Genomic DNA, 20,155 nt, shown 5'->3' with positions numbered 1-20,155 from the left:
GAACCCGCCGAGCGGGAGCAGCGGGGCGGTTGAAGCCGGTCAGGGACCGGTGACCGACTTGATCGTGTACGGGAAGCTCTCCTGCTGCCAGATCACCGTGAACCGGGAGGTCGGGCGGGTGTCGACCTGGGGTACCCGGCCGTCCGACGTGAGTGTCTTCGTGGTGCCGAAGGTGCCGGAACGGCTGATCAGGCGGGCGCTGGTCTTGGTGTAGCTGTACGGGGGCGTCGACTTGGGGACGACCGTGTGGAAGACCAGCATGCCGTCGCCGTCGTCGTCGAGGGCCAGGTCGGGGCGGTCGCCGAGACCCAGGCTGGTGACGGCGCCCCGGGCACCGGCCGCGGAGAGGCGGCGGCCGAGCAGCTCGAGTTTGCCGCTGCTGCTGTAGCGGGTCCACACGATCATCGAGTCACCGTCGAGGTCGGTCGCGAGGGCGTGGTGGAAGCCCACGTTGTCCGTGGAGGCCGAGATCCGCAGGGGAGCCGCCAGGGTGCCGGTGCGGCTCCAGCGGGAGGCCCAGACCTGCGAGCGGGCACCGCCGCCGGAGTGGTAGCTGATGACCGCGTCGCCGTCCCGGTCCACGCCGACCCGCACCATGCCGAAGCCGCCGTACGCCGCGATCGGCGACGTGAGCACCTTCGTCGAGGAGACGGACGTCGACGTGATCCGCCTGGCCACGACGTCCGAGGCCCGCGCCCAGGCGACGACGAACTGGCCGTTGCGGTCGACGCCGATGGCCGGTTTCTCGGCCGAGCCCGAGCCGAGGGTGATGGGCGCGCCGAGCGTGCCGTCGAGCTTGAGGCGGCGGGCGACCGCGTACCAGCTTCCGTCGCGGATCTCCGTCCAGGCCGCCATCGCGGTGCCGCCCGGGGTCACGGCGACCACCGGTGTGACCGCGGGCGCCGACGTGGACAGCTTCTGCAGCGGCCCGACGAGGCTGCCGGAGGCCGAGACCCGGCGGCCCACGACCTGACTGTCCTGCTGCCAGACCACCGCCGAGTCGCCGGTGTCGTCGGAGGCGGCCTCCGGCCAGGACGGCGCGGCACCGTCGGGCGACAGGGTGCGGATCGCTGTCACCGTGCCGCTCGCGGTCTTCACTCTGGCCTGGATCCGGTAGTAGCAGCCCGGCGTCGACAGGTCGCAGGCATTCCAGACAAGCAGGGCGTCGCCCTGCCGGTCGACCGACACCGTGGGGGAATCGTCAGGGGTCCAGCCGGAGGCCGACACGTTCCACGTCGACGTCCACGCCGCCTCGGCGTTCATGGCCATCGTCGCGGTGACCGTGATCCCGGCCGCCGCGGCGACGGAAACCCCGGCAAGAACACGACGCTTCACCGAACGCCGATGACGCGCTGCACGCGGAGCCATCCTCATCCCCCGTTCATTCACATGACTCTGGCACAGCCGTCACACAGGCTGCCCGCAATACCCAGCGCACCTGCATGCTCAAACGTCACTGTCAGCACCAAGTCCCACCACCGGCTGGCTCATACGTACCTCGGTACTGAGTGGCGGGACCGGGACGCCGCATACTCTGTGATCGTTGCGGTGCCGTCAGGGCGGTGGCTGCTCTCTTCCTGGAGATCGACGTCGTCGACCCGTCCGACTTCAGCGAAACCCTCACCCTCCCCCGCGGCGTCGAAGTCGACGGCTACCGCATCCTGCGCGCCGAGGCGGCCGCCCCCAACGCCATCGCCGCCATCCTCCTCGGCCGCGGTGACACCGCCCCCGTCACCCGCGAGACCATCCGCAGAAACGAACCCGATCCCGACCGCCGCCCCGGTATTCACGTCGGCGGATGAGCCCGGCACCTCCGCGTTGAAACGCGGCGGTCCGCCGACCGAAAGGGAGCAGGCGTGATGACGGATTCCGACGACCCCGACCGGGGTCTCCGGCGGAACGTCCCGCAGCAGGAGCCGCTGCCAGACGCCGTCCACGCAGCGGACCGACACCAGCAGTTCCGTCCGTACCCACTGCTCGCGCACCAGCCGACGCGAGGACAGCGAAAGCGTTCGCCTCCGGCTGTGCCGCGCTGACGGGGGGCGAGGCCATCGCCAACGCCGTCCCCTCCTTCCGGGTCCCGCCCGTCAGGCCTGCCCAGCGCGCGGAGGTCGGCCTGGGGGCCGTCCTCGACGTGATGCTCATCGGTCTGTCGGTGCTGATCGGCCGCTTCCACCTCCAGCCGGTCGAGGGCGTCACGGTCCTCGCCCAGCTCGCGGACGCCTCGCTCGGCCACAACTGGGCGTCTACGTCATCCAGTTCGCGACCATGATCCTGCTCGCCCTGTCGGCGAACACCTCTGGTCCGGCACTGGCGAGTGGAGCGGGGAATGGGATGGCGCGGCAAGGCGCTGCTCAACGGCTTCGGCGCACTGCTCACCGGTCTCGCCACCGTCGTCGCCACCGTGGAGAAGTTCCAGGAGGGCGTCTGGCTGACGTTGGTGGCCCTGCCACTCCTCGTGGTCGCCTTCGAGACCATGCACCGCGCCTACACCCGGATCGGCGAGCGACTCGGCCTCGGCCGCATTCCGGAACCCCCGCACCGCGAACGCTCACTGGTGATCGTTCCCGTCTCGTCCCTGTCCAGGCTGACATCGGAGGCGAGCGGCGCAGCCTGGGGCGTCCGATCGCCGCGTACGTCGGTGGCGTGGCCGTCGCCGACCCGGGCACGCGCGTCACCGTGCTGATCCCGGAGACCGAGCCGGAGCGTCTGTGGCAGCGGCTGCTGCAGAACCAGCGGGGCGCGGTCGTCGCGCACGCCGTGCGGCGGGAGACGGACGCGGTGATCTGCCGGCTCCGCTTCCGGCTCCTGTGAGCCAGGCCGCGTCAGAGTCCCGTCAAGGCCGTGGGTCCCGCCGTAAGGGAGCCGTCAACGGCAGACCGATCCGGCCACAGAGGCGCTTTCCTCTAATCGTCCGTTTCACCGAACCTCACTCCAGGAGTTCGCGATGGCCGATCTGGCCTTCGTCGTCACCGTGCTCGCGGCGTTCGCGCTGGTGGCTCTCGTCGCCAAGGGGGTGACGAAGCTGTGACCGCCGAGAACATCGTCGGCCTGGTCGTGGCCGTTTCCCTGCTGGGCTATCTCGTCCTCGCCCTGATCTTCCCGGAGAGGTTCTGAGCCCCGATGGGTCCCGTACTTGCCGGCGTGCTCCAGCTGCTCGCACTCATAGCCGCGCTGGCTCTCGCCCACATCCCCCTTGGCAACTACATGGCCAGGGTCTACTCCTCCGACAAGCACTGGCGCGTCGAGAAGTGGGTCTACAAGGGCATCGGTGCCAACCCCGACACCGAGATGACCTGGTCCGCGTACCTGCGCGGCGTGCTCGCCTTCTCGGCCGTCGGCGTCCTCTTCCTCTATCTGCTGATGCGGCTCCAGGGCGTCCTGCCCGGCTCGCTGGGGTTCTCCTCGGTCGATCCGGCGCAGTCGTTCAACACGGCCGTGTCGTTCGTGACCAACACCAACTGGCAGTCGTACTACGGCGAGCAGACCATGGGGCACGTCGTGCAGACCGCCGGTCTCGCCGTGCAGAACTTCGTCTCCGCGGCCGTCGGCATGGCCGTCGCGGTCGCTCTCGTACGCGGGTTCGCGCGGTCCCGTACCGGTGAGCTCGGCAACTTCTGGTCCGACCTGGTGCGCGGCACCCTGCGGATCCTGGTGCCGGCGGCCGCGATCGCCGCGGTCGTGCTGGTGGCCTGCGGTGTCATCCAGAACTTCTCCGGCATCCACGAGGTCGGGCAGTTCATGGGGGGCTCGCAGCAGTGGAACGGCGGCGCGGTCGCCTCGCAGGAGGCCATCAAGGAGGTGGGCACGAACGGCGGCGGCTACTTCAACGCCAACTCCGCCCACCCCTTCGAGAACCCGACGCCCTTCACCAACCTCTTCGAGATCTTCCTGCTGCTGGTGATCCCGTTCTCGCTGACCCGGACCTTCGGTGTCATGGTCGGCTCGGTGAAGCAGGGATACGCGATCCTCGCCACGATGTTCACCATCTGGCTGGGCTTCGTGGCCCTGATGATGTGGACCGAGTTCGCCCACCACGGCCCGGCGCTCCAGGCCGCGGGCGGGGCGTACGAGGGCAAGGAGGTCCGCTTCGGCGTCGGCGCGTCCTCGATCTTCGCGGTGTCGACCACGCTCACCTCGACCGGCGCGGTGGACTCCTTCCACTCCTCCTTCACCGGCCTCGGCGGCGGCATCACGACGCTCGGCATGATGCTGGGCGAGATCGCGCCCGGCGGTGTCGGCTCCGGCCTCTACGGCATGCTGATCATGGCGGTCATCGCGGTGTTCATCGCCGGCCTGATGGTCGGCCGCACGCCCGAGTACCTCGGCAAGAAGATCGGCACCCGCGAGATCAAGCTGGCGGCCTGCTACATCCTCATCACGCCGGCGTTGGTGCTCGTCTTCACCTCGGTCTCCATGGCCCTTCCGACCCCGCCGCACTCGATGCTGAATTCCGGCGCGCACGGCTTCTCCGAGGTGCTCTACGCCTTCACGTCCGCGTCGAACAACAACGGCTCGGCCTTCGCCGGACTGAACGCGAACACCGAATGGTTCAACACCATGACCGGACTCGCGATGCTGCTGGGCCGCTTCCTGCCCATGGTGTTCGTGCTGGCGCTGGCCGGCTCCCTCGCCGAGCAGAAGCCGGTGCCCGTGACCGCGGGCACCCTGCGCACCGAGAAGCCACTGTTCACCGGCCTGCTGGTGGGCGCGATCCTCATCATCACCGGTCTGACGTACTTCCCGGCCCTCGCGCTGGGCCCGCTCGCCGAGGGGCTGGCGTGATGACCACCCGTACAGACAAGTCAGAGGACTCCATGTCCACAGCCACTCCCACCCGGGCACCGCACAGCGACGCTCCCACCGGGCACAAGCCCGCCGACGGCCGTGTCGGTGCGGGCCTCTTCGACCCTAGGCAACTGGTCAAGTCGATGCCGGACGCCTTCCGCAAGCTGGACCCATGGGTGATGGTCAAGTCGCCCGTGATGTTCGTGGTGTGGATCGGCTCGGTCCTGACGACCGTCTTCTCCTTCAAGGACCCGGGCGACTGGTTCGGCTGGACGATCAGCGTCTGGCTGTGGCTGACCGTGATCTTCGCCAATCTGGCCGAGGCGGTCGCCGAGGGCCGCGGCAAGGCACAGGCCGACACCCTGCGCCGAGCCAAGACCGACACGATCGCCCGCCGGCTGCTCACCGACGGCTCCAAAGAGCGGATCCCCGGCACCGAGCTGACGATCGGCGACCTCGTGGTGTGCGAGGCCGGGGATGTCATCCCCGGTGACGGGGACGTCGTCGAGGGCGTCGCGTCGGTCGACGAGTCGGCGATCACCGGTGAATCGGCCCCGGTCATCCGTGAGTCGGGCGGCGACCGCTCGGCCGTCACCGGCGGTACCAAGGTGCTGTCCGACCGGATCGTCATCAAGATCACGACGAAGCCGGGCGAGACTTTCATCGACCGGATGATCAACCTCGTCGAGGGCGCCGCACGGCAGAAGACGCCCAACGAGATCGCACTGAACATCCTGCTCGCCTCGCTGACCATCGTCTTCCTCCTCGTGTGCGCCACTCTCCCGCCGTTCGCGGACTACGCCGGTACGCACCTGACGATGGTGGTGCTGATCGCCCTGCTGGTCTGCCTGATACCGACCACCATCGGCGCGCTGCTGTCCGCGATCGGCATCGCGGGCATGGACCGGCTGGTGCAGCGCAACGTGCTGGCCATGTCGGGCCGGGCGGTCGAGGCCGCCGGTGACGTCTCCACCCTGCTGCTCGACAAGACCGGCACCATCACCCTCGGCAACCGGCAGGCCGCCGAGTTCGTGCCGGTGCGCGGGACCACGGCAGCGGAGGTCGCGGATGCGGCCCAGCTGTCGTCGCTGGCCGACGAGACGCCGGAGGGACGCTCGGTCGTCGTCCTGGCGAAAGAGAAGTACGGGCTGCGCGAGCGCGAGCTAGTCGGCGCCGAGTGGATCGAATTCACCGCGCAGACCCGGATGTCGGGCGTCGACGTCGACGGCCGCAGGATCCGCAAGGGCGCGGCCGGTTCGGTCGCCGCGTGGGTGAAGGAGCAGGGCGGCACGGTCGCCGAGGACGCGGACGGGATCGCCGACCGCATCGCCGAGGCGGGCGGTACGCCGCTGCTGGTGGCGGTCGAGGACTCCGACGGGGCGCGCGTCCTGGGCGTCGTCCACCTCAAGGACGTCGTCAAGGACGGCATGCGCGAGCGCTTCGAAGAGCTGCGCCGCATGGGCATCAAGACGGTCATGATCACGGGCGACAACCCGCTGACCGCGAAGGCGATCGCCGAGGAGGCCGGTGTCGACGACTTCCTCGCCGAGGCCACCCCCGAGGACAAGATGGCCCTCATCAAGCGCGAGCAGGCGGGCGGCAAGCTCGTCGCGATGACCGGCGACGGCACCAACGACGCCCCGGCCCTCGCCCAGGCCGACGTCGGCGTGGCGATGAACACGGGCACGTCGGCCGCGAAGGAGGCCGGCAACATGGTCGACCTCGACTCGAACCCGACCAAGCTCATCGAGATCGTCGAGATCGGCAAGCAACTCCTCATCACCAGGGGCGCGTTGACGACGTTCTCCATAGCCAACGACGTCGCCAAATACTTCGCGATCATCCCCGCGCTGTTCGCGGCGGTCTACCCGGGCCTGAACAAGCTCAACATCATGGGCCTGTCCTCGCCGGACTCCGCGATCCTGTCGGCCGTCGTCTTCAACGCACTGATCATCATCGCGCTGGTGCCGCTGTCGTTGAAGGGCGTGCGGTACCGGCCGGTCAGCGCCGACCGCATGCTGCGACGGAACCTCACCATCTACGGGCTGGGCGGGCTGATCGCCCCGTTCATCGGCATCAAGCTCATCGACCTGCTCGTCTCTCTGATCCCCGGGCTGTGACTTTTTGAAAGCGTGGTGAAGGACCATGAACAACTCCGTTGTGAACACCGCCCGGTTGCTGGGGGCGGGCCTGCGCGCCCTCCTCGTGCTGACCCTGGTGACCGGCGTCATCTACCCGCTGGTCGTCACCGGCATCGCCCAGGGGCTGTTCCCCGGCAAGGCGAACGGCTCCGAGGTCAAGGCGGACGGCAGGGTCGTCGGCTCGTCCCTCATCGGGCAACAGGGCTACAGCCTGGACTACTTCCAGCCGCGCCCGGCGAACGGGCTCGGCGAGAACTCGGTCAACACCCAGTACAAGCTGATCCTTTCGGGCGCCACCAACCTGTCCGCCGACAACGGCAAACTCGTCAAGTCGGTGGAGGAGGCCAAGGCGAAGGTCGTCAAGGACAACTCCACCGCCGGCCACCAGGTCAAGCCGTCCCAGGTCCCGGCCGACGCCGTGACGTCCTCGGGCTCCGGCCTCGACCCGGACATCTCACCGGCCTACGCCGACCTCCAGGTCCAGCGCGTCGCCGAGCGCAACGGCCTGACCGTCGACCGGGTCCAGAAGCTCGTCGACGACCACACCGAGGGCCGCACCCTCGGCTTCATCGGCGAGCCCCGGGTCAACGTGCTCGAACTCAACATCGCGCTCAAGGACCTCGTGGCCAAGGGCTGACGAGCTGAAGGAGCGGGAGCCGCCGGAGACGAGGACCTTCCTCCTCCGCCGGCTTCCGCCACCGTGAAGTCCGTACAACAGGAGAGGCACACACCCATGACCCGGGTGCTCGTGGTGGAGGACGACCCGCAGCTCGTACGGGCCCTCGTCATCAACTTGCAGGCACGTCACTACGGCGTGGACGCCGCCCCCGACGGCGCCACGGCCCTGCGTCTGGCCGCCGCGCGTCAGCCCGACGTGGTGCTGCTCGACCTCGGTCTGCCCGACATGGACGGCGTCGACGTCATCAAGGCCCTGCGGGGCTGGAGCCGGGTCCCGATCCTGGTCCTGTCGGCCCGGCAGGCGTCGGACGAGAAAGTGGCCGCGCTCGACGCCGGCGCCGACGACTACATCACCAAGCCGTTCAGCATCGACGAGCTGCTGGCCCGGCTGCGCGCCGCGGTCCGCCGTACCGATGACACCCCGCACGCGCCCGGGACGATGCTCGTCGAGACGACGGACTTCAGCGTCGACCTGATCGCCAAGAAGGTCGTCAGGGACGGGCAGGACGTGCGGCTGACCCCGACCGAGTGGCACCTGCTGGAGATCCTGGTGACCAGCCCGGGCCGGCTGATCACGCAGAAGCACCTCCTCCAGGAGGTCTGGGGTGTCGCGCAGAGCAGCAAGACCAACTACCTGCGCGTGTACATGGCCCAGCTGCGCCGCAAACTGGAGACGGACCCCTCCCACCCCCGCTATCTGATCACCGAGCCCGGCATGGGCTACCGCTTCGAGGGATGACACGGCACGCGGCAAGCTCCGGATCTACCTCGGCGCCGCACCCGGCGTCGGCAAGACCTGCGCCATGCTCTCCGAGGCACACCGTCGTATCGAGCGGGGCACCGACTGCGTGGTCGCGTCGTTCTCCCGTCTCGCGCCGGAGACGAAGCGGAACCGCACGGACGACCGCTGCCTGTTCACCGGCGTGGTTCGGACGCAGCCCACGCTGCCGACTCGGCCCTGACCCCCTCGGCAGTCGCAGAGCCCGTTGGCATGGCCGGCTGCCATGCCCGGACGGGCCGTTGCGCAAGTCAGCTCGCCCACGAGGTCGGTCAGTAGCCAGTCGGTGACGTCCCGTCCGGTGAGTCCCTGGCTGAGCAGGAACGTCAGCTTCGCGTAGACGGCCTCGAAGGTCATGTCCTTGACTCCGATGGCGCCGGCGCGGTGCAGGAACTCCCCGGCGGCGTACTTGTGCAGGTCGATGTGCGCCTGCACGCACTGGCTGGTGATCACGACCGGCACCTTGTGGGCCACCAGCTCTTCGATTGCCTCAGCCAGGCCTTTTTCCTCGCTGGGGCCTTCCCCGGCCCCGTAGGTGCGGAAGATGACGGCGGCCGGTGCGGGGGTCGTGGCGGCGCGGAATCGGTCGGCCGTCATCCCGGGGGTGGCAGTGATCACGGCGATGTCCTGCGCCCGGTAGGGGAGGGGGCGTGCCCACTTGCGGGCGGCTGTCGTGGCTGGGTGCCCGTTCTCGCCACCTGATGGGGGCAGGGGAGCGGTGTGGGGGCTTTGGAATCCCTCGAGCTCCACCGCCGAGACTTTCGTGGCGCGAGTTCCGGCGAACAGTTTGCCTGCGAAGAACAGCGACACCGACGGCGGCCCCGACATCACCGTTCGCGTCGCGCCGAGCACGTTCGTCCTGGCGTCCGTTCCAGGGACGCCGAACGGGATCTGTGAGCCGGTGAAGACTATCGGCTGGGCCGGCCCGATCAGTCCGAACGACACGGCCGCGGCTGAGTGGGCCAGAGTGTTGGTGCCGTGCAGGACGACGACGCCGTCGTAGCCGGCGCTGCGTTCGCGGATGTGGTCGATCATGGCCTGCCAGTCGGCCGGCGCCGCGTTCGACGAGTCGATCAGCCGCTCAAGCTCGTCCACGTCGAAGGTGACGGCCAGGTCCGAGTCGCGCAGCAGCGCAGCGATCTCGCCGGCCACGTCGACCCCCAGCTCGTAGCCTCGTGGCGAGTTGACCATGCCGATCGTGCCGCCGGTGTACAGGTAGAGGACGCGCGTTGGGGCGCTCATCTCGGTGCGGGTCGCCTTTCTGCGTCGGGAGGTCCGGGCAGCGGAGGGGGTCCACCCGGGGACTCCGGCGATGCCGCAGCTCTCCGCGGCGCCGTTGATGGGTCGTTCGCGTTGTTGACACGGTTCCGCCCTCGTCATGGCCGCGCGGTCCGTCCTGCCGTTGGACGAGGAATCTAGAACCCTCTAGACTGCCTGTCTAGAGTTAGACTAAAAGTTGATGCTTTGCCGACCCGTCCTACTGGTTCTGCGGCACGGAGCGGCCCGGTCAAAGGGGAGAGAGAAGCAGTGAACGACGTGCCCAGCCGTCAGCCCGATCCGGGGCCTGCCGCTTCCGCGAGCCCCGTGGACGCGGACGAGCACCTCATTCGCGAGGCGGAGAAGATCGCAGCGGCCGTGGGCAGGACGCTGCCCGGTCTGTGCGAGGTCGTCCTCCACGACCTGCGGAATCCGGACCACGCCATTCGGGTCATCGAGAACAACCTGTCGGGACGTCAGGTGGGCGACTCGGCCACCGAGCTGGGCCTGGCAAGGATCAGCGACCCCGAGTACCCCAGCGTCATCCAGAACTACGCCAACCACTTCCCGGACGGCCGACCGGCCAAGAGCACCTCGATCGGCATCAAGAACGCTTCCGGCGACTACATCGCCGCCCTGTGCCTCAACCTCGACGTATCCGTGCTCTCACCGCTGACCTTGACCCTGGCCAACCTGGTCGCGACCGAGACCGAGCACCGCGGGGAACCCCTGGAGACTCTGCGCAACCGCAACAACCGGGAGCTGCGCCAGGTCGTGGAAAGCCGCGCGGCCGAGCGGGCGGTCAGCCCCCGCGCGCTCCCCCGGGAGGCCAAGCGAGAACTCGTCCGCCAGCTGCGCGAGGACGGCTTCTTCGAGTCCCGCGACGCCGCGCAGGTGATCGCAGACCTGCTCGGCATCTCCCGCGCCACCGTCTACAACTACGCGAAGTGAGGAACCGTGACCAGCACGCCCGCCACCGGCGCGCCTGCCGCCGGAGCCGGTGCAGGGCTCACCCCGCAAACCGGATCTGCTGCGGAGGTGCACACGCCATTGCCGCCGTCGACTGAACACACTGCCGCCACGGACATCACCGGACGGAGCCTGCTCCACGTGCGCGAGGAACAGACCGCCGCAGCCGTCGACGACGATCTCGCCCTGGCAGCGGCCCGGGCCGCCTTCCTCGACTCGGTCACCGGCACGGCACCGGACAGCCTGGTCACTCATGGTTCCGACCCCCGCAACCGGTACACGGTCAAGCCGGCCGCCTCCACGACCCATGCCGGAGTCAAGATCGGAACCTACTGGCCGGGCAATGACCAGTACGGGCTCCCGCGGCACCACTCGACACTGCTGCTGCTCGACCAGCGGATCGGCCGGATCGCCACGGTGCTTGAGGTCGGAGCTGCCAACGCCTACCGCACCGCTGCTGCCGACGCCCTCGCCGTCCAGACCCTGGCCCGCGCCGATTCGCAGGTCCTCGCCGTCTTCGGAACAGGGCACCAGGCACTCCACGAAGCCCGCGCGGTCAGCCGTGTTCGCCCGATCCGCCAGGTGCTGGTGGTGGGGCGCAGTGAACAACGTGCCGCGGCCATGGCCGGCACCCTGCGCGGAATGGGCCTCGACGCAGCACCGGCTGAGGCCCGAGATGCCTGCGCGGCCGCCGATGTCGTGGTCACCGCGACCACCAGCACGGTCGAGGACGCACCGCTCTTCGAAGCCGACTGGATCCGGCCGGGAACCCACGTCTCCTGCATGGGTGCTGACGCCCCCGGCAAGCGGGAACTGCCCCCGCCGCTGCTGGCACGGGCCACGCTCTTTTGCGACCTTCCTCAACAGGCCCGCCGGCTGGGCGAGTTGCAGCACGCCCCCGCCGACGCACCGGTGACCGCGCTAGGCGACGTGCTGACCGGCCACGCGCCAGGCCGGACCAGCCCTCACGACATCACCGTCTTCGACAGCTCAGGCATCGGCCTTCAGGACCTCCACCTGGGTCTTGCCCTGCTGGAACGCCTGGGAGTCTCACTGTGACCGCTTCCGCACCTCTCACCACGCTTGCCGACCCGGACACGCCGTTCGCCGTACTCGACGTATCCCGCTCGCGGCGCAACGCTCAGCGCCTCGCCGGCCGTCTGCACGAACTGGGGGTGGCTCTGCGGCCGCATGTGAAGACGGCGAAGAGCCTGCAAGTCGCCGCGCTCATGCACGACGGCCGGCCGGCACCGATCACGGTCTCGACCCTGGCCGAAGCCGAGGCGTTCGCCGACGGCGGCTACACCGACATCACCTACGCGGTCGGGATCGCTCCGCACAAGCTGCCTCGTGTCGTGGCGCTGTTGCGGCGCGGGATCACGCTGCAGGTTCTCCTCGACAGCCCTGAGCAGGCGCGCGCCGTGACCGCCGCAGCCGGTGAGGCCGGGGTGAGAATCCCGGCGCTGATCGAGGTCGACTGCGACGGCCACCGGGGCGGTGTCCTGGTCGACGACGACGCGCTGCTCACCATCGGACGCGAGCTCCACGAGGCCGGCTGTCTCGAGGGGGTCCTCGTGCACGCCGGCGAGTCCTACTTCGCCCCGACCGCGGAAGGGCAGCGCGAAGCGGCCGCCCACGAGCGCGACGTCGCCGTCGCGGCCGCCCAACGGCTGCGCGAGAACGGGATGGAGGTCGCAACCGTCAGCGTCGGCTCCACCCCGACCGCGCACGCCGCCGCCGACCTCACCGGAGTGTCCGAGGTCCGCGCCGGCAACTACGTCTTCTTCGACCTGGTGATGGCCGGCCTGGGCGTGTGCGGCATCGACGATCTCGCACTGTCCGTGGCCGTCACCGTGATCGGGCACCGGCCCGAACACGGATGGATCCTCACCGACGGCGGCTGGATGGCGATGTCCCGCGACCGCGGCACCGCAAACCAGGCCGTCGACCAGGGGTACGGCCTGGTCACCGATCTCACCGGCACCCTGATCCGGGGCCTGGTCATGACCGGGGCGAGCCAGGAACACGGAATCCTCACCGCTCGCGACGGTCACCCGCTGCCCGATCTGCCCGTCGGCACCCGCCTGCGGATCCTGCCCAACCACGCGTGCGCCACCGCCGCCCAGCACCACGGCTACCAGGTCATCGACAGCGCCGAACCTCCCACCACCGGCACCGCTCCCCGCATCACCGACGTCTGGCAGCGCATCGCGGGCTGGTGACCAAGCCCTCCCTGCGACGGGCACCACCTATGACCTCGTAGTGGAGGTCGCTTCTGCGCCAGCCACAACTGGCAGCCGCTGGGGCCCTTGAACCTGTGCCTGTGTCGAAACCGCGCCGGGCGCTGAGCATGCGCCACGTAGGCATGTCAGTGAAGGTCAGTGGTGAGGCGCGGGCGGTCTGCCCGGTGCCGGCGCGTCCCTGTCCGGGAGGTGGTCCTCAGCCCACACGGTGAGGGCGGCCAGTGGGATGAGGAAGGCGTTGCCGTGCGGGGTGAGGCTGTAGTGGTGGGTGCCGGATGCCGGTCCGGGGTGGACGGTCCGGGTGACGAGGTCGACGGTGATCAGTTCCTGGAGGCGGTCGGCGAGCATGCGGCGTCGACCAGCAGCGCCTCCTGCTCACCGGTGATGAGCGTGGCGGTCTTGTTCTTGCTGCCGGCCGGGAAGTCGAGGTCGAGGACCTTGAAGGAGAGGGCGCTCATAGGGGTCTCCTGGAAAGGATGGATTTCAGTGGGTGGGGGCGGCGCTCAGGGCGGCCAGTCGCCGGTCGATCTCGTCGGCGGTGGCGTGGCCATGGGCCAGGGCGGCGACTCGGTCGCCGTCGACGGCGAGCAGGGTGGGGAAGCCGGTGACCTCCAGATCGGCACAGCGGTGGAAGTCGTCCGCCGCCGCGTTGTGCGCCTCGGGCGCGTCGAAGGCGGCGACGACGGTGTCGGCGTCCAGACCGGCCTCCTCGGCGACCTTCCGGTAGGTCGCGGGGTCGGAGAGGCTGAGGCCGTCGACGTAGAAGGCCCGCTGGAGGGCGCCGGCCAGTTCCGCCGCGCGGTCGGGGGCCGCCCGGCGCAGGGCGACGACGCCGCGCGCGGCGGCCTCGGAGTCCATCACGAACGATCCGTCGGCGATCAGCCGCTCGTATCCCTCGCCGAACTCGGCGCCGGTCACCTCGGCGATCCGGGCGTTGGCGCCCTGGACGTAGCCGAACTCGCGGATCGGCACCCGGCGCGGCCCGGTGAACAGACCGCCGGAGACCACCTCGACCGGCAGCTCGGGATGACGGGAGACGGTCTCGCGCAGAGTTCCGGAGAACCCGTGCGACCAGCCGCAGTAGGCGTCGAAGACGTAGACGAGCTTCATCGAAGGTCCCAGCAAAGGTGTGGCGCCCGCCGAATGCGAGCGGTTCGCCTGAGAAAACAGTAACTGACTCGTCAGACATTCCCTTGTCACCAGCCCGGAGGGCCGCTCAGGGTAGGCGGGGCAGCTGGTCCCGTGCGGAGTGGCTCAGGATCCGCAGGTCATCGGCGAACCGCTCCCGGTCCTCGGGCGGCAACGGCGCCAGGAAGTAACGCCGGATGTTCTCCACGTGCACCCGGGACGCCCGCACAGTGGTCTCCTCCCCCAACCGGGTCAGCCGTACCAGCCGCCCGCGCCTGTCACCGGGATCCTCGGCGCGCTCCACCAGCCCGGCCGCCTCCATCCGGTCCACCAGACGCGTCGCCCCGCCCGTGGTCAGCACCTGCTCCTGGGCGATGGCCCGCATCGACAGCCCGGGATCGCCCGCCCGCCCGAGGATGAGCAGCACCTCGAACATCAGATGGCTGATGCCGCACTCCAGCTCCAGCGACCGCCCGAGGATGTACTCCAACCGGTTCGCCGCCCCCTGCAACCGCCCGAACGCCAGCACCAGCGCATTGTCCGCGGCCTCCTTCGGCGACGAGATCTCCGTCGACTCTTCCACGTGCCCCCCACCCGACTGGTCCTCCGCACCATGCATCCACTGATCATGCCTCGTGCGGCCTTGGGCGCTCACCCGATGCCTCCGCGACCGGCCCGATCGGCACGTACGCGCCGGGAAGTCCGAGATCGAGGACCTGGGCGGCGGGTCCGTGGCGGAACTCGCCGACGGGGCGCTGCGGCCCCGACCTCTCGAGGTGGCTACTCGACGTCCTTCACCGAGGTCGGCCCCAACTGCTTGGCGCTGGCGTACTCCGGCATCGTCATGGGCTTGTCGAACAGGAAGAACGACTGGTTCGTGCCGACCGTGAACTCCATGTACGCGCCCGTCGTGGCGTCGAAACCGTAGTAGGCGTTGCAGGTGGAACCCGACGAGTACGTGCCGTCCATGCCGGGCTGCGCGAGGACCGCGACGCCGTGGGAGGAGGACTCCGCCTTCTCCGTCGGAGTGAGCATCTTGCAGCGCGGCACCGGCAGGCCCTTCATGACGAAGTACCCGTACTCGCCGTTGGCGTTCTGGATGTAGACGTACGAGAGTTTGCCCCGCTTCCCCCACGTCTTGATCCACTGGTTGATCGCTTCGCGGGTCGGCGAGTACTCCATGCGGCCCGCCGGCTGCCGGGCCACGAGGTGGTCGTAGTTCTCCTGCTTGGCCTTGTTCTCCTTGTCCTGGCTGGAGTCGGTGCAGGACGTCAGGGCAAGGCCCACAACGAGCGCGACGACGGTGGCCAGGGCCATACGTGCGAACTTCTTCATACGGTGCTGCCCTCTTCCCGGGATGAGATGGGGATCAGTCGGTGCACGTCGTGCGCTCGGCGGTGGCATCCAGCCGGTACGGCAGATCCTTGTCGCGGAAGGGTGCGCGGTGCTCCTGGGCGGCCTTCGAGTTGTAGGCGTTGACCGACTCGATCCGCGTGGCCCTCAGCGCGGTGATCGACTGGTCGATCTGCGTCGTGCGAGTCTCCGAAGCGGCCTTCCGCTCCTCCTGGAGCGCCTGGATCGTCCCTTCGGCGTTCTGCACGGCCTCGCACAGATCGAAGAACTCCTCGTACGTGGTCTGACGGAACTCGCCCGAGCCGACGGTGTTCTCACGCTTGTCCGCCTCACCGCGGAACGGGGCGGTGATCCACCCCGCGCCGCCGAAGGCGAACACCCCGATCACGTACAACACCGCCAGGCCGATGACCCCGCTGACGGCCCAAGCCCCCAACCGTGCCCCCTCGCGTACCTGCCCCATGGCCGTCCCCCTTCACAGGTATCTCCAGCACACCCTGCATCTGTCATGAAGGCCGGGCTGCGCGTACTGGACCCGAATCGCCGGTTGCACGCGAGGCACTTGACCCCCATTGAGGCCGGTCATGGGTGCCGCATGCAGCTGCTGCCATCCGCCGAGGCTAGGACGAGCATCCGGGACCGGTCCCGCGCCCAGGTGGAGATCGGACGCCCGGTCGCCCCACGCGGCGACACCTTCAACTCACGGATCAGGGAGACGACTTGGCTCTTCGCTCTGCCCACGCGGTGACGAGCGAGCCCCGCCCCTCAGCAACTCCGGTCGGCAAGGCGGACGTTCGGGACCGGTCCCGGTACGGCGCCGCTACCGTGCCGATATGCCGCGATTCGATCTCGATCAGCGTCCCCGGGGCGGGCGCTCCCGCCGAAAAGCCGGACTTGTGCTGGTACTTGCGGTGAGCCTGCTCAGCGCCGGGTGTTCGAGCGGGCAGGGCGCACCGCGGCCATCGTCCCCCCACCCAACATCCTCCGCCTCCGCCTCGTCCTCCGTCTCGTCCTCCGCCTCCGCCTCTGCCTCTGCCTCACAGCAGCCGAGCAAGTACACCCAGGCGCAGCTGGCGGCGCGGCCCTGCCTCGCCCTCGACGGGCACGACATCGCCGCCCTCGAAATCAGCGGCCGGGGGAAACAGGAGTCCGGCAAGCACGGGCCGACGTGCCACTGGAAGTTGGCAGGCCAGAACGTCAGCCTCGCGCTGGACCTACCACTGTCCTACGCGAAGACCATGACCAAGAACGGGCGCGTCACGCAGGTGCCGGTGGGGCAGCACAAGGCCATCCAGGCCGAGTTTCAGAGCATCTGCTTCATCTTCGTCGCGGTGCACGATGTCAATCGCTTGATCGGCACCACGACCATTCCGGAACCCGGGGTATCGCAGGATGCAACGTGCCCCGCAGGGGCGTCCGTCGCGGCCGCTGCCCTGACCCACATTCGATGACGTCTCAGCTTGCGTGTGGCCTGCGGCCAACAATCCCGTCGGCACTGAACCGGGCGTGACAGCGCCGCGGCCGCCGACCGGCAGCGCGGGAGCGAAGGAGGACACGGGTGAACGCTCTCCCTGTCCGTCACCCCCGGGGAGCTGCGGGGCGCCGACCCCTGCAGGCTGATCGACGAGAAGGTGCTGGCGGAGTTCGGGAAGGTCGAGTACGACCGGGGGATCAGCTACGGCCAGTGCGACATCCAGCTCCACGGACCGGACGACTGGTCCGTCTCGGTCTTCGTGGACCTGCAGGCCGGACCGAGCGACGTGTCCGTGGGCGGCCCCGCACCGACGCCCGTCCTGCGGGGCGGCACCACCGTCTACGAGAGCGAGAGCTACGGCGGACTCACCGGCGACAAGGACTGCACGCGGGACGTGGTGGTGCGGGAAGGGAGCGCGGCGGTCGCGATCGGCGTCAACGACGACGCCCACCAGTGGGGCAGCATCGGCGGCGTCGGCGTCATCGCCGGCGACCCCGACACCTACGGGCGCGTCTATGTCGGCACCAACGGACGCGGCCTCCAGTACGGCGACCCGTCCTGACCCCGACGCCGCCTCGTCCTGTCAGCCGTACTCGGGCTGCCACATGGCGTCCTGGACCTGCTGGATCACGTCGTCGAGGCGGGCCCGGGCGACGCCCTCCTCGGCGGCGCGGCGGGCGACGGCCGCGGCGACCACGGCCGAGGAGGTGCGCAGGTTCTCCACCTCCGGCAGCAGGGCGGCACCGGGCTCCGACAGGTCGGCGAGACCGGCGACGGCTTCCGCCGCGGCCTGGAGCATGCCGTCGCTGATCCGCTCGGCGCGGGCCACCACGGCGCCCAGTCCCAGCCCCGGGTAGAGGAGGGCGTTGTTGGCCTGGCCGATGACGTGCGTGGTGCCGTCCAGCTCCACCGAAGGTACCGGGATGCCGGTGGCGACCAGGGCCTTGCCGCCGGTCCACCGCAGCACGTCCTCCGGCATGGCCTCGATCTTCTCCGTGGGGTTGGACAGCGGCAGGACGACCGGCCGGTCCACGTGGCGGGCCATGGAGCGCACCACGTCCTGGGTGAAGGCCCCGTGCTGGGTGGAGGTGCCCACCAGCACGGTCGGCTGTACCTGGTCCACCACGCCCGGCAGGTCGGCCGGCCTGTCGTCGGGCCACTCGTCGTCCGGTCGCGCGTATGGCTGCTGGTAGTCGCGGAGTCCCTCGGTGGACTGCCGCAGCAGGCCCTGGCGGTCCAGGCACCAGATGCGGCGGGTGGCCTCCTCGCGGTCGAGTCCGTCGCGGACCATGGCGTCGCGCAGCTGGTCGGCGATGCCCACGCCCGCCGTCCCGGCGCCGAAGACCACGATGCGTTGATCCCGCATGGGCGTGCCGGTGACCCGTGCCGCGTTCATGACGCAGGCCAGCGTGATCGCGCCGGTGCCCTGCATGTCGTCGTTGAACGTGCAGACCTTCTCGCCGTACTGCTGGAGGATGCGGCGGCCGTTGCCGGGGCCGAAGTCCTCCCAGTGCAGCAGCGCCTGCGGGAACAGCTCGCCCACCGCCTCCACGAAGGCCGCGACGAACGAGTCGTACGCCTCGCCGCGCACCCGGTTGTGCCGGTTGCCGACGTACAGCGGGTCGTTGAGCAGCGCCTGGTTTCCGGTGCCGACGTCGAGCATCACCGGGACGGCCCGCCCCGGGTGAATGCCCGCGGCGGCGGTGTAGACCGCCAGCTTGCCGACCGAGAGCTGCATTCCGCCGACGCCCCAGTCGCCGATGCCGAGGAGTTGCTCCGCATCGGTGGCGACCAGCAGGTCGACGTCGTCGGGGCCCAGGCCGAGCGCCTGGAACGCCGGGCGGATGTCCTGGGGGCGGTCGATGGACAGGTAGACACCGCGCGGCCGCCGGTATTCGTGGCTGTAGCGCTTGACCGCCTCGCCCACGGTCGGGTCGTACACGATCGGCAGCAGCTCGGTGAGGTGGTCGCAGAGCAGCCGGAAATAGAGGACCTCATTGCGGTCGTGGAGCTGCTCCAGGTACACGTTCTTCGCCAAGTCGTCCGGCTGCGCGCGCAGTTGTTCCCAGGCTCGCCGCGCCTGGAGCTCCAGGGACAGCACCGCGGGCGGCAGCATCCCGACCAGGCCGTGGCGTTCCCGCTCCTCCTGGGTGAAGGCGACGCCCTTGTTCCTCAGCGGGTCCGTGAGCAGCGCGGGCTCGTCCGGTTGCCCGCGGCCGGTGCGGCCCTTCCCGGTGTGTCCCTTCCCCCTCCCCTGGTGGTCGTCCTGTGCACGGTTGCGGGGCGGGGCCATCGGCTCTCCTTGGGTCGTACGACTGCCGTAGGGGCTGGTTTCCGGCCAGGCGCCCCGGGTACCCCGGTCGGCGTGACAGGCGCACCGGCGCCCATCCCTTTGCCGCACTTTGACGCGGCTCTTCGTTCGGGTACGGCGGTGCTACCGCCTGAAGCCGGTGCAGCGATCCCCGCGATGAAAGAAAGAGGGGGATTCCCCCATGTCCAAGCCCGCCCAGCAGCAACAGCCTCCGGGTACCGAAGCGGCGATGCGGCCCCAGGCCGACCACGGTGAGCACAGCTACCGCGGATCGGGCCGACTGGCCGGGAAGAAAGCCCTGATCACCGGTGGTGACAGCGGTATCGGCAAGGCCGTCGCGATCGCCTACGCCCGCGAGGGCGCCGATGTCCTCCTCTCGCACCTGAACGAGGAGGAGGACGACGCCCGCGACACGGCGCGCTGGGTGGAGGAGGCCGGCCGCGAGGCGGTCCTGGTGCCGGGCGACCTGTCCGACCCCGCCCACTGCCGGGAGGTGGTGGCACGGGCCGTGGAGGCGTTCGGCCGCATCGACGTCCTGGTCAGCAACGCGGCGTTCCAGATGTTCCGCGACTCGATCGAGGAGATCCCCGACGAGGAGTGGGACCACACGCTGGCGACCAACCTCAGCGCCATGTTCCACCTCTGCAAGGCGGCGGTGCCGCACATGAAGCCGGGTGCGTCGATCATCGCGTCCAGCTCGGTGAACTCCGACTCGCCGCCGCCGGGCCTGCTGGCGTACAACGCGACGAAGGCGGGCATCGCCAACATGGTCGGCTCGCTGTCCCAGTCGCTCGCCGAGCGGGGCATCCGGGTCAACAGCGTCGCCCCCGGGCCCATCTGGACGCCGCTGATCCCCGCCACGATGCCGCCCGAGCAGGTCCAGGACTTCGGCGGACAGACACCACTGGGACGGGCCGGGCAGCCGGCCGAACTCGCCCCCGTGTACGTCATGCTCGCCTCGGACGAGTCCGCGTACGTCTCGGGTGCGCGCATCGCGGTCACGGGCGGCCAGCCCATCCTCTGATACCCCGTCAG

Annotated in this window: 19 protein-coding genes and 4 pseudogenes; 14 read left to right on the top strand and 9 right to left on the bottom strand. The window is 69.6% G+C overall.

From position 1 onward, the window contains the following. Positions 1 to 39: 39 nt before the first annotated feature. Entirely contained in the window at positions 40 to 1,335 is a 1,296-nt protein-coding gene (locus PV963_RS24355; protein WP_274817876.1) for a hypothetical protein, read from the bottom strand. A 227-nt stretch (positions 1,336 to 1,562) separates the two neighbouring features. Here PV963_RS24355 and PV963_RS24350 point away from each other — a divergent pair, with 227 nt between their 5' ends. From PV963_RS24350 to PV963_RS44025, 8 genes and pseudogenes are all read left to right on the top strand, one after another. Then, positions 1,563 to 1,802: a hypothetical protein gene (locus tag PV963_RS24350; protein WP_274817875.1), complete on the top strand. Its 240-nt coding sequence runs from the start codon at positions 1,563 to 1,565 to the stop codon at positions 1,800 to 1,802. Positions 1,803 to 1,936: 134 nt separating this feature from the next. Beyond that, positions 1,937 to 2,814: pseudogene (locus tag PV963_RS24345) on the top strand (amino acid permease); the annotation flags it as partial. 213 nt (positions 2,815 to 3,027) lie between these two features. Further along, entirely contained in the window at positions 3,028 to 3,117 is a 90-nt protein-coding gene (kdpF, locus tag PV963_RS24340; RefSeq protein ID WP_037722934.1) for a K(+)-transporting ATPase subunit F, read from the top strand. A gap of 6 nt (positions 3,118 to 3,123) precedes the next feature. Further along, positions 3,124 to 4,785: a potassium-transporting ATPase subunit KdpA gene (gene kdpA, locus PV963_RS24335; RefSeq protein WP_274817874.1), complete on the top strand. Its 1,662-nt coding sequence runs from the start codon at positions 3,124 to 3,126 to the stop codon at positions 4,783 to 4,785. Continuing rightward, positions 4,785 to 6,908 (top strand): potassium-transporting ATPase subunit KdpB, encoded by a 2,124-nt coding sequence (kdpB, locus tag PV963_RS24330; protein ID WP_274817873.1) that lies wholly within the window; start codon positions 4,785 to 4,787, stop codon positions 6,906 to 6,908. The genes kdpA and kdpB overlap by 1 nt, the downstream gene beginning before the upstream one ends. A 25-nt stretch (positions 6,909 to 6,933) precedes the next feature. After that, positions 6,934 to 7,566 (top strand): potassium-transporting ATPase subunit C, encoded by a 633-nt coding sequence (locus PV963_RS24325; protein ID WP_274817872.1) that lies wholly within the window; start codon positions 6,934 to 6,936, stop codon positions 7,564 to 7,566. Between the two features lie 96 nt (positions 7,567 to 7,662). Continuing rightward, complete coding sequence (locus PV963_RS24320; protein WP_274817871.1) at positions 7,663 to 8,346, top strand: response regulator; 684 nt, start codon at positions 7,663 to 7,665, stop codon at positions 8,344 to 8,346. 22 nt (positions 8,347 to 8,368) lie between these two features. After that, a pseudogene (locus PV963_RS44025) lies at positions 8,369 to 8,464 on the top strand (hypothetical protein); the annotation flags it as partial. Positions 8,465 to 8,676: 212 nt separating this feature from the next. Here PV963_RS44025 and PV963_RS24315 read toward each other — a convergent pair. Next, positions 8,677 to 9,627: pseudogene (locus tag PV963_RS24315) on the bottom strand (asparaginase); the annotation flags it as partial. Between the two features lie 294 nt (positions 9,628 to 9,921). Between PV963_RS24315 and PV963_RS24310 the strand changes: the two are divergent. The 3 genes from PV963_RS24310 (at position 9,922) to PV963_RS24300 (ending at position 12,833) form a co-directional block, all read left to right on the top strand. Beyond that, positions 9,922 to 10,593: a helix-turn-helix transcriptional regulator gene (locus PV963_RS24310; RefSeq protein WP_274817869.1), complete on the top strand. Its 672-nt coding sequence runs from the start codon at positions 9,922 to 9,924 to the stop codon at positions 10,591 to 10,593. A gap of 159 nt (positions 10,594 to 10,752) precedes the next feature. After that, on the top strand, positions 10,753 to 11,670 hold the full coding sequence (locus PV963_RS24305) for an ornithine cyclodeaminase family protein (protein ID WP_274817868.1): 918 nt from the start codon (positions 10,753 to 10,755) through the stop codon (positions 11,668 to 11,670). Continuing rightward, positions 11,667 to 12,833, top strand: coding sequence for an alanine racemase (locus PV963_RS24300; RefSeq protein ID WP_274817867.1), 1,167 nt, complete (start codon positions 11,667 to 11,669; stop codon positions 12,831 to 12,833). The genes PV963_RS24305 and PV963_RS24300 overlap by 4 nt, the downstream gene beginning before the upstream one ends. A gap of 156 nt (positions 12,834 to 12,989) precedes the next feature. Here the strand turns inward: PV963_RS24300 and PV963_RS24295 are convergent, their stop codons facing one another. The 6 genes and pseudogenes from PV963_RS24295 to PV963_RS24270 all read right to left on the bottom strand — a co-directional run bounded on the left by PV963_RS24295 (position 12,990) and on the right by PV963_RS24270 (position 15,798). Further along, on the bottom strand, positions 12,990 to 13,202 hold the full coding sequence (locus PV963_RS24295) for a winged helix-turn-helix transcriptional regulator (protein WP_274817866.1): 213 nt from the start codon (positions 13,200 to 13,202) through the stop codon (positions 12,990 to 12,992). After that, a pseudogene (locus tag PV963_RS24290) lies at positions 13,202 to 13,312 on the bottom strand (MBL fold metallo-hydrolase); the annotation flags it as partial. The gene PV963_RS24295 and the pseudogene PV963_RS24290, both read right to left, overlap by 1 nt. A 25-nt stretch (positions 13,313 to 13,337) precedes the next feature. Beyond that, a complete protein-coding gene (locus PV963_RS24285; RefSeq protein ID WP_274817864.1) occupies positions 13,338 to 13,964 on the bottom strand; it encodes a DsbA family protein in 627 nt (208 codons plus the stop codon). A gap of 106 nt (positions 13,965 to 14,070) precedes the next feature. After that, on the bottom strand, positions 14,071 to 14,601 hold the full coding sequence (locus PV963_RS24280) for a MarR family winged helix-turn-helix transcriptional regulator (RefSeq protein WP_274817863.1): 531 nt from the start codon (positions 14,599 to 14,601) through the stop codon (positions 14,071 to 14,073). Positions 14,602 to 14,762: 161 nt separating this feature from the next. Continuing rightward, on the bottom strand, positions 14,763 to 15,317 hold the full coding sequence (locus tag PV963_RS24275; RefSeq protein WP_274817862.1) for a hypothetical protein: 555 nt from the start codon (positions 15,315 to 15,317) through the stop codon (positions 14,763 to 14,765). 34 nt (positions 15,318 to 15,351) lie between these two features. Further along, entirely contained in the window at positions 15,352 to 15,798 is a 447-nt protein-coding gene (locus PV963_RS24270; RefSeq protein ID WP_274817861.1) for a hypothetical protein, read from the bottom strand. A 370-nt stretch (positions 15,799 to 16,168) separates the two neighbouring features. Between PV963_RS24270 and PV963_RS24265 the strand changes: the two genes are divergently transcribed. Next, positions 16,169 to 16,786: a DUF3558 family protein gene (locus PV963_RS24265; protein WP_274817860.1), complete on the top strand. Its 618-nt coding sequence runs from the start codon at positions 16,169 to 16,171 to the stop codon at positions 16,784 to 16,786. A 180-nt stretch (positions 16,787 to 16,966) separates the two neighbouring features. After that, positions 16,967 to 17,371, top strand: coding sequence for a hypothetical protein (locus tag PV963_RS24260; RefSeq protein WP_274822311.1), 405 nt, complete (start codon positions 16,967 to 16,969; stop codon positions 17,369 to 17,371). 21 nt (positions 17,372 to 17,392) lie between these two features. On the opposite strand, the gene PV963_RS24255 is transcribed toward PV963_RS24260, so the two are convergent. Beyond that, positions 17,393 to 19,102: an NAD-dependent malic enzyme gene (locus PV963_RS24255; protein WP_274817859.1), complete on the bottom strand. Its 1,710-nt coding sequence runs from the start codon at positions 19,100 to 19,102 to the stop codon at positions 17,393 to 17,395. A 199-nt stretch (positions 19,103 to 19,301) separates the two neighbouring features. Between PV963_RS24255 and PV963_RS24250 the strand changes: the two genes are divergently transcribed. Further along, on the top strand, positions 19,302 to 20,144 hold the full coding sequence (locus PV963_RS24250; protein ID WP_274817858.1) for an SDR family oxidoreductase: 843 nt from the start codon (positions 19,302 to 19,304) through the stop codon (positions 20,142 to 20,144). Positions 20,145 to 20,155 lie beyond the last annotated feature (11 nt).

Origin of the sequence: Streptomyces coeruleorubidus (genome assembly GCF_028885415.1) — a bacterium.
GTDB classification, from domain to species: domain Bacteria; phylum Actinomycetota; class Actinomycetes; order Streptomycetales; family Streptomycetaceae; genus Streptomyces; species Streptomyces coeruleorubidus_A.
The sequence above is the reverse complement of the archived record's forward strand: the minus strand, read 5'-3'. Positions and strand labels throughout refer to the sequence as shown.

Excerpts from the sequence above, each read along its gene's own strand:
- PV963_RS24295 (WP_274817866.1), bottom strand. The coding sequence starts at position 13,202 with ATGCTCGCCGACCGCCTCCAGGAACTGATCACCGTCGACCTCGTCACC.
- PV963_RS24320 (WP_274817871.1), top strand. The coding sequence starts at position 7,663 with ATGACCCGGGTGCTCGTGGTGGAGGACGACCCGCAGCTCGTACGGGCC.
- PV963_RS24275 (WP_274817862.1), bottom strand. The coding sequence starts at position 15,317 with ATGAAGAAGTTCGCACGTATGGCCCTGGCCACCGTCGTCGCGCTCGTT.
- PV963_RS24280 (WP_274817863.1), bottom strand. The coding sequence starts at position 14,601 with ATGCATGGTGCGGAGGACCAGTCGGGTGGGGGGCACGTGGAAGAGTCG.
- PV963_RS24255 (WP_274817859.1), bottom strand. The coding sequence starts at position 19,102 with ATGGCCCCGCCCCGCAACCGTGCACAGGACGACCACCAGGGGAGGGGG.
- PV963_RS24270 (WP_274817861.1), bottom strand. The coding sequence starts at position 15,798 with ATGGGGCAGGTACGCGAGGGGGCACGGTTGGGGGCTTGGGCCGTCAGC.
- PV963_RS24285 (WP_274817864.1), bottom strand. The coding sequence starts at position 13,964 with ATGAAGCTCGTCTACGTCTTCGACGCCTACTGCGGCTGGTCGCACGGG.
- PV963_RS24265 (WP_274817860.1), top strand. The coding sequence starts at position 16,169 with ATGCCGCGATTCGATCTCGATCAGCGTCCCCGGGGCGGGCGCTCCCGC.
- PV963_RS24325 (WP_274817872.1), top strand. The coding sequence starts at position 6,934 with ATGAACAACTCCGTTGTGAACACCGCCCGGTTGCTGGGGGCGGGCCTG.
- kdpA (WP_274817874.1), top strand. The coding sequence starts at position 3,124 with ATGGGTCCCGTACTTGCCGGCGTGCTCCAGCTGCTCGCACTCATAGCC.
- PV963_RS24250 (WP_274817858.1), top strand. The coding sequence starts at position 19,302 with ATGTCCAAGCCCGCCCAGCAGCAACAGCCTCCGGGTACCGAAGCGGCG.
- kdpB (WP_274817873.1), top strand. The coding sequence starts at position 4,785 with ATGACCACCCGTACAGACAAGTCAGAGGACTCCATGTCCACAGCCACT.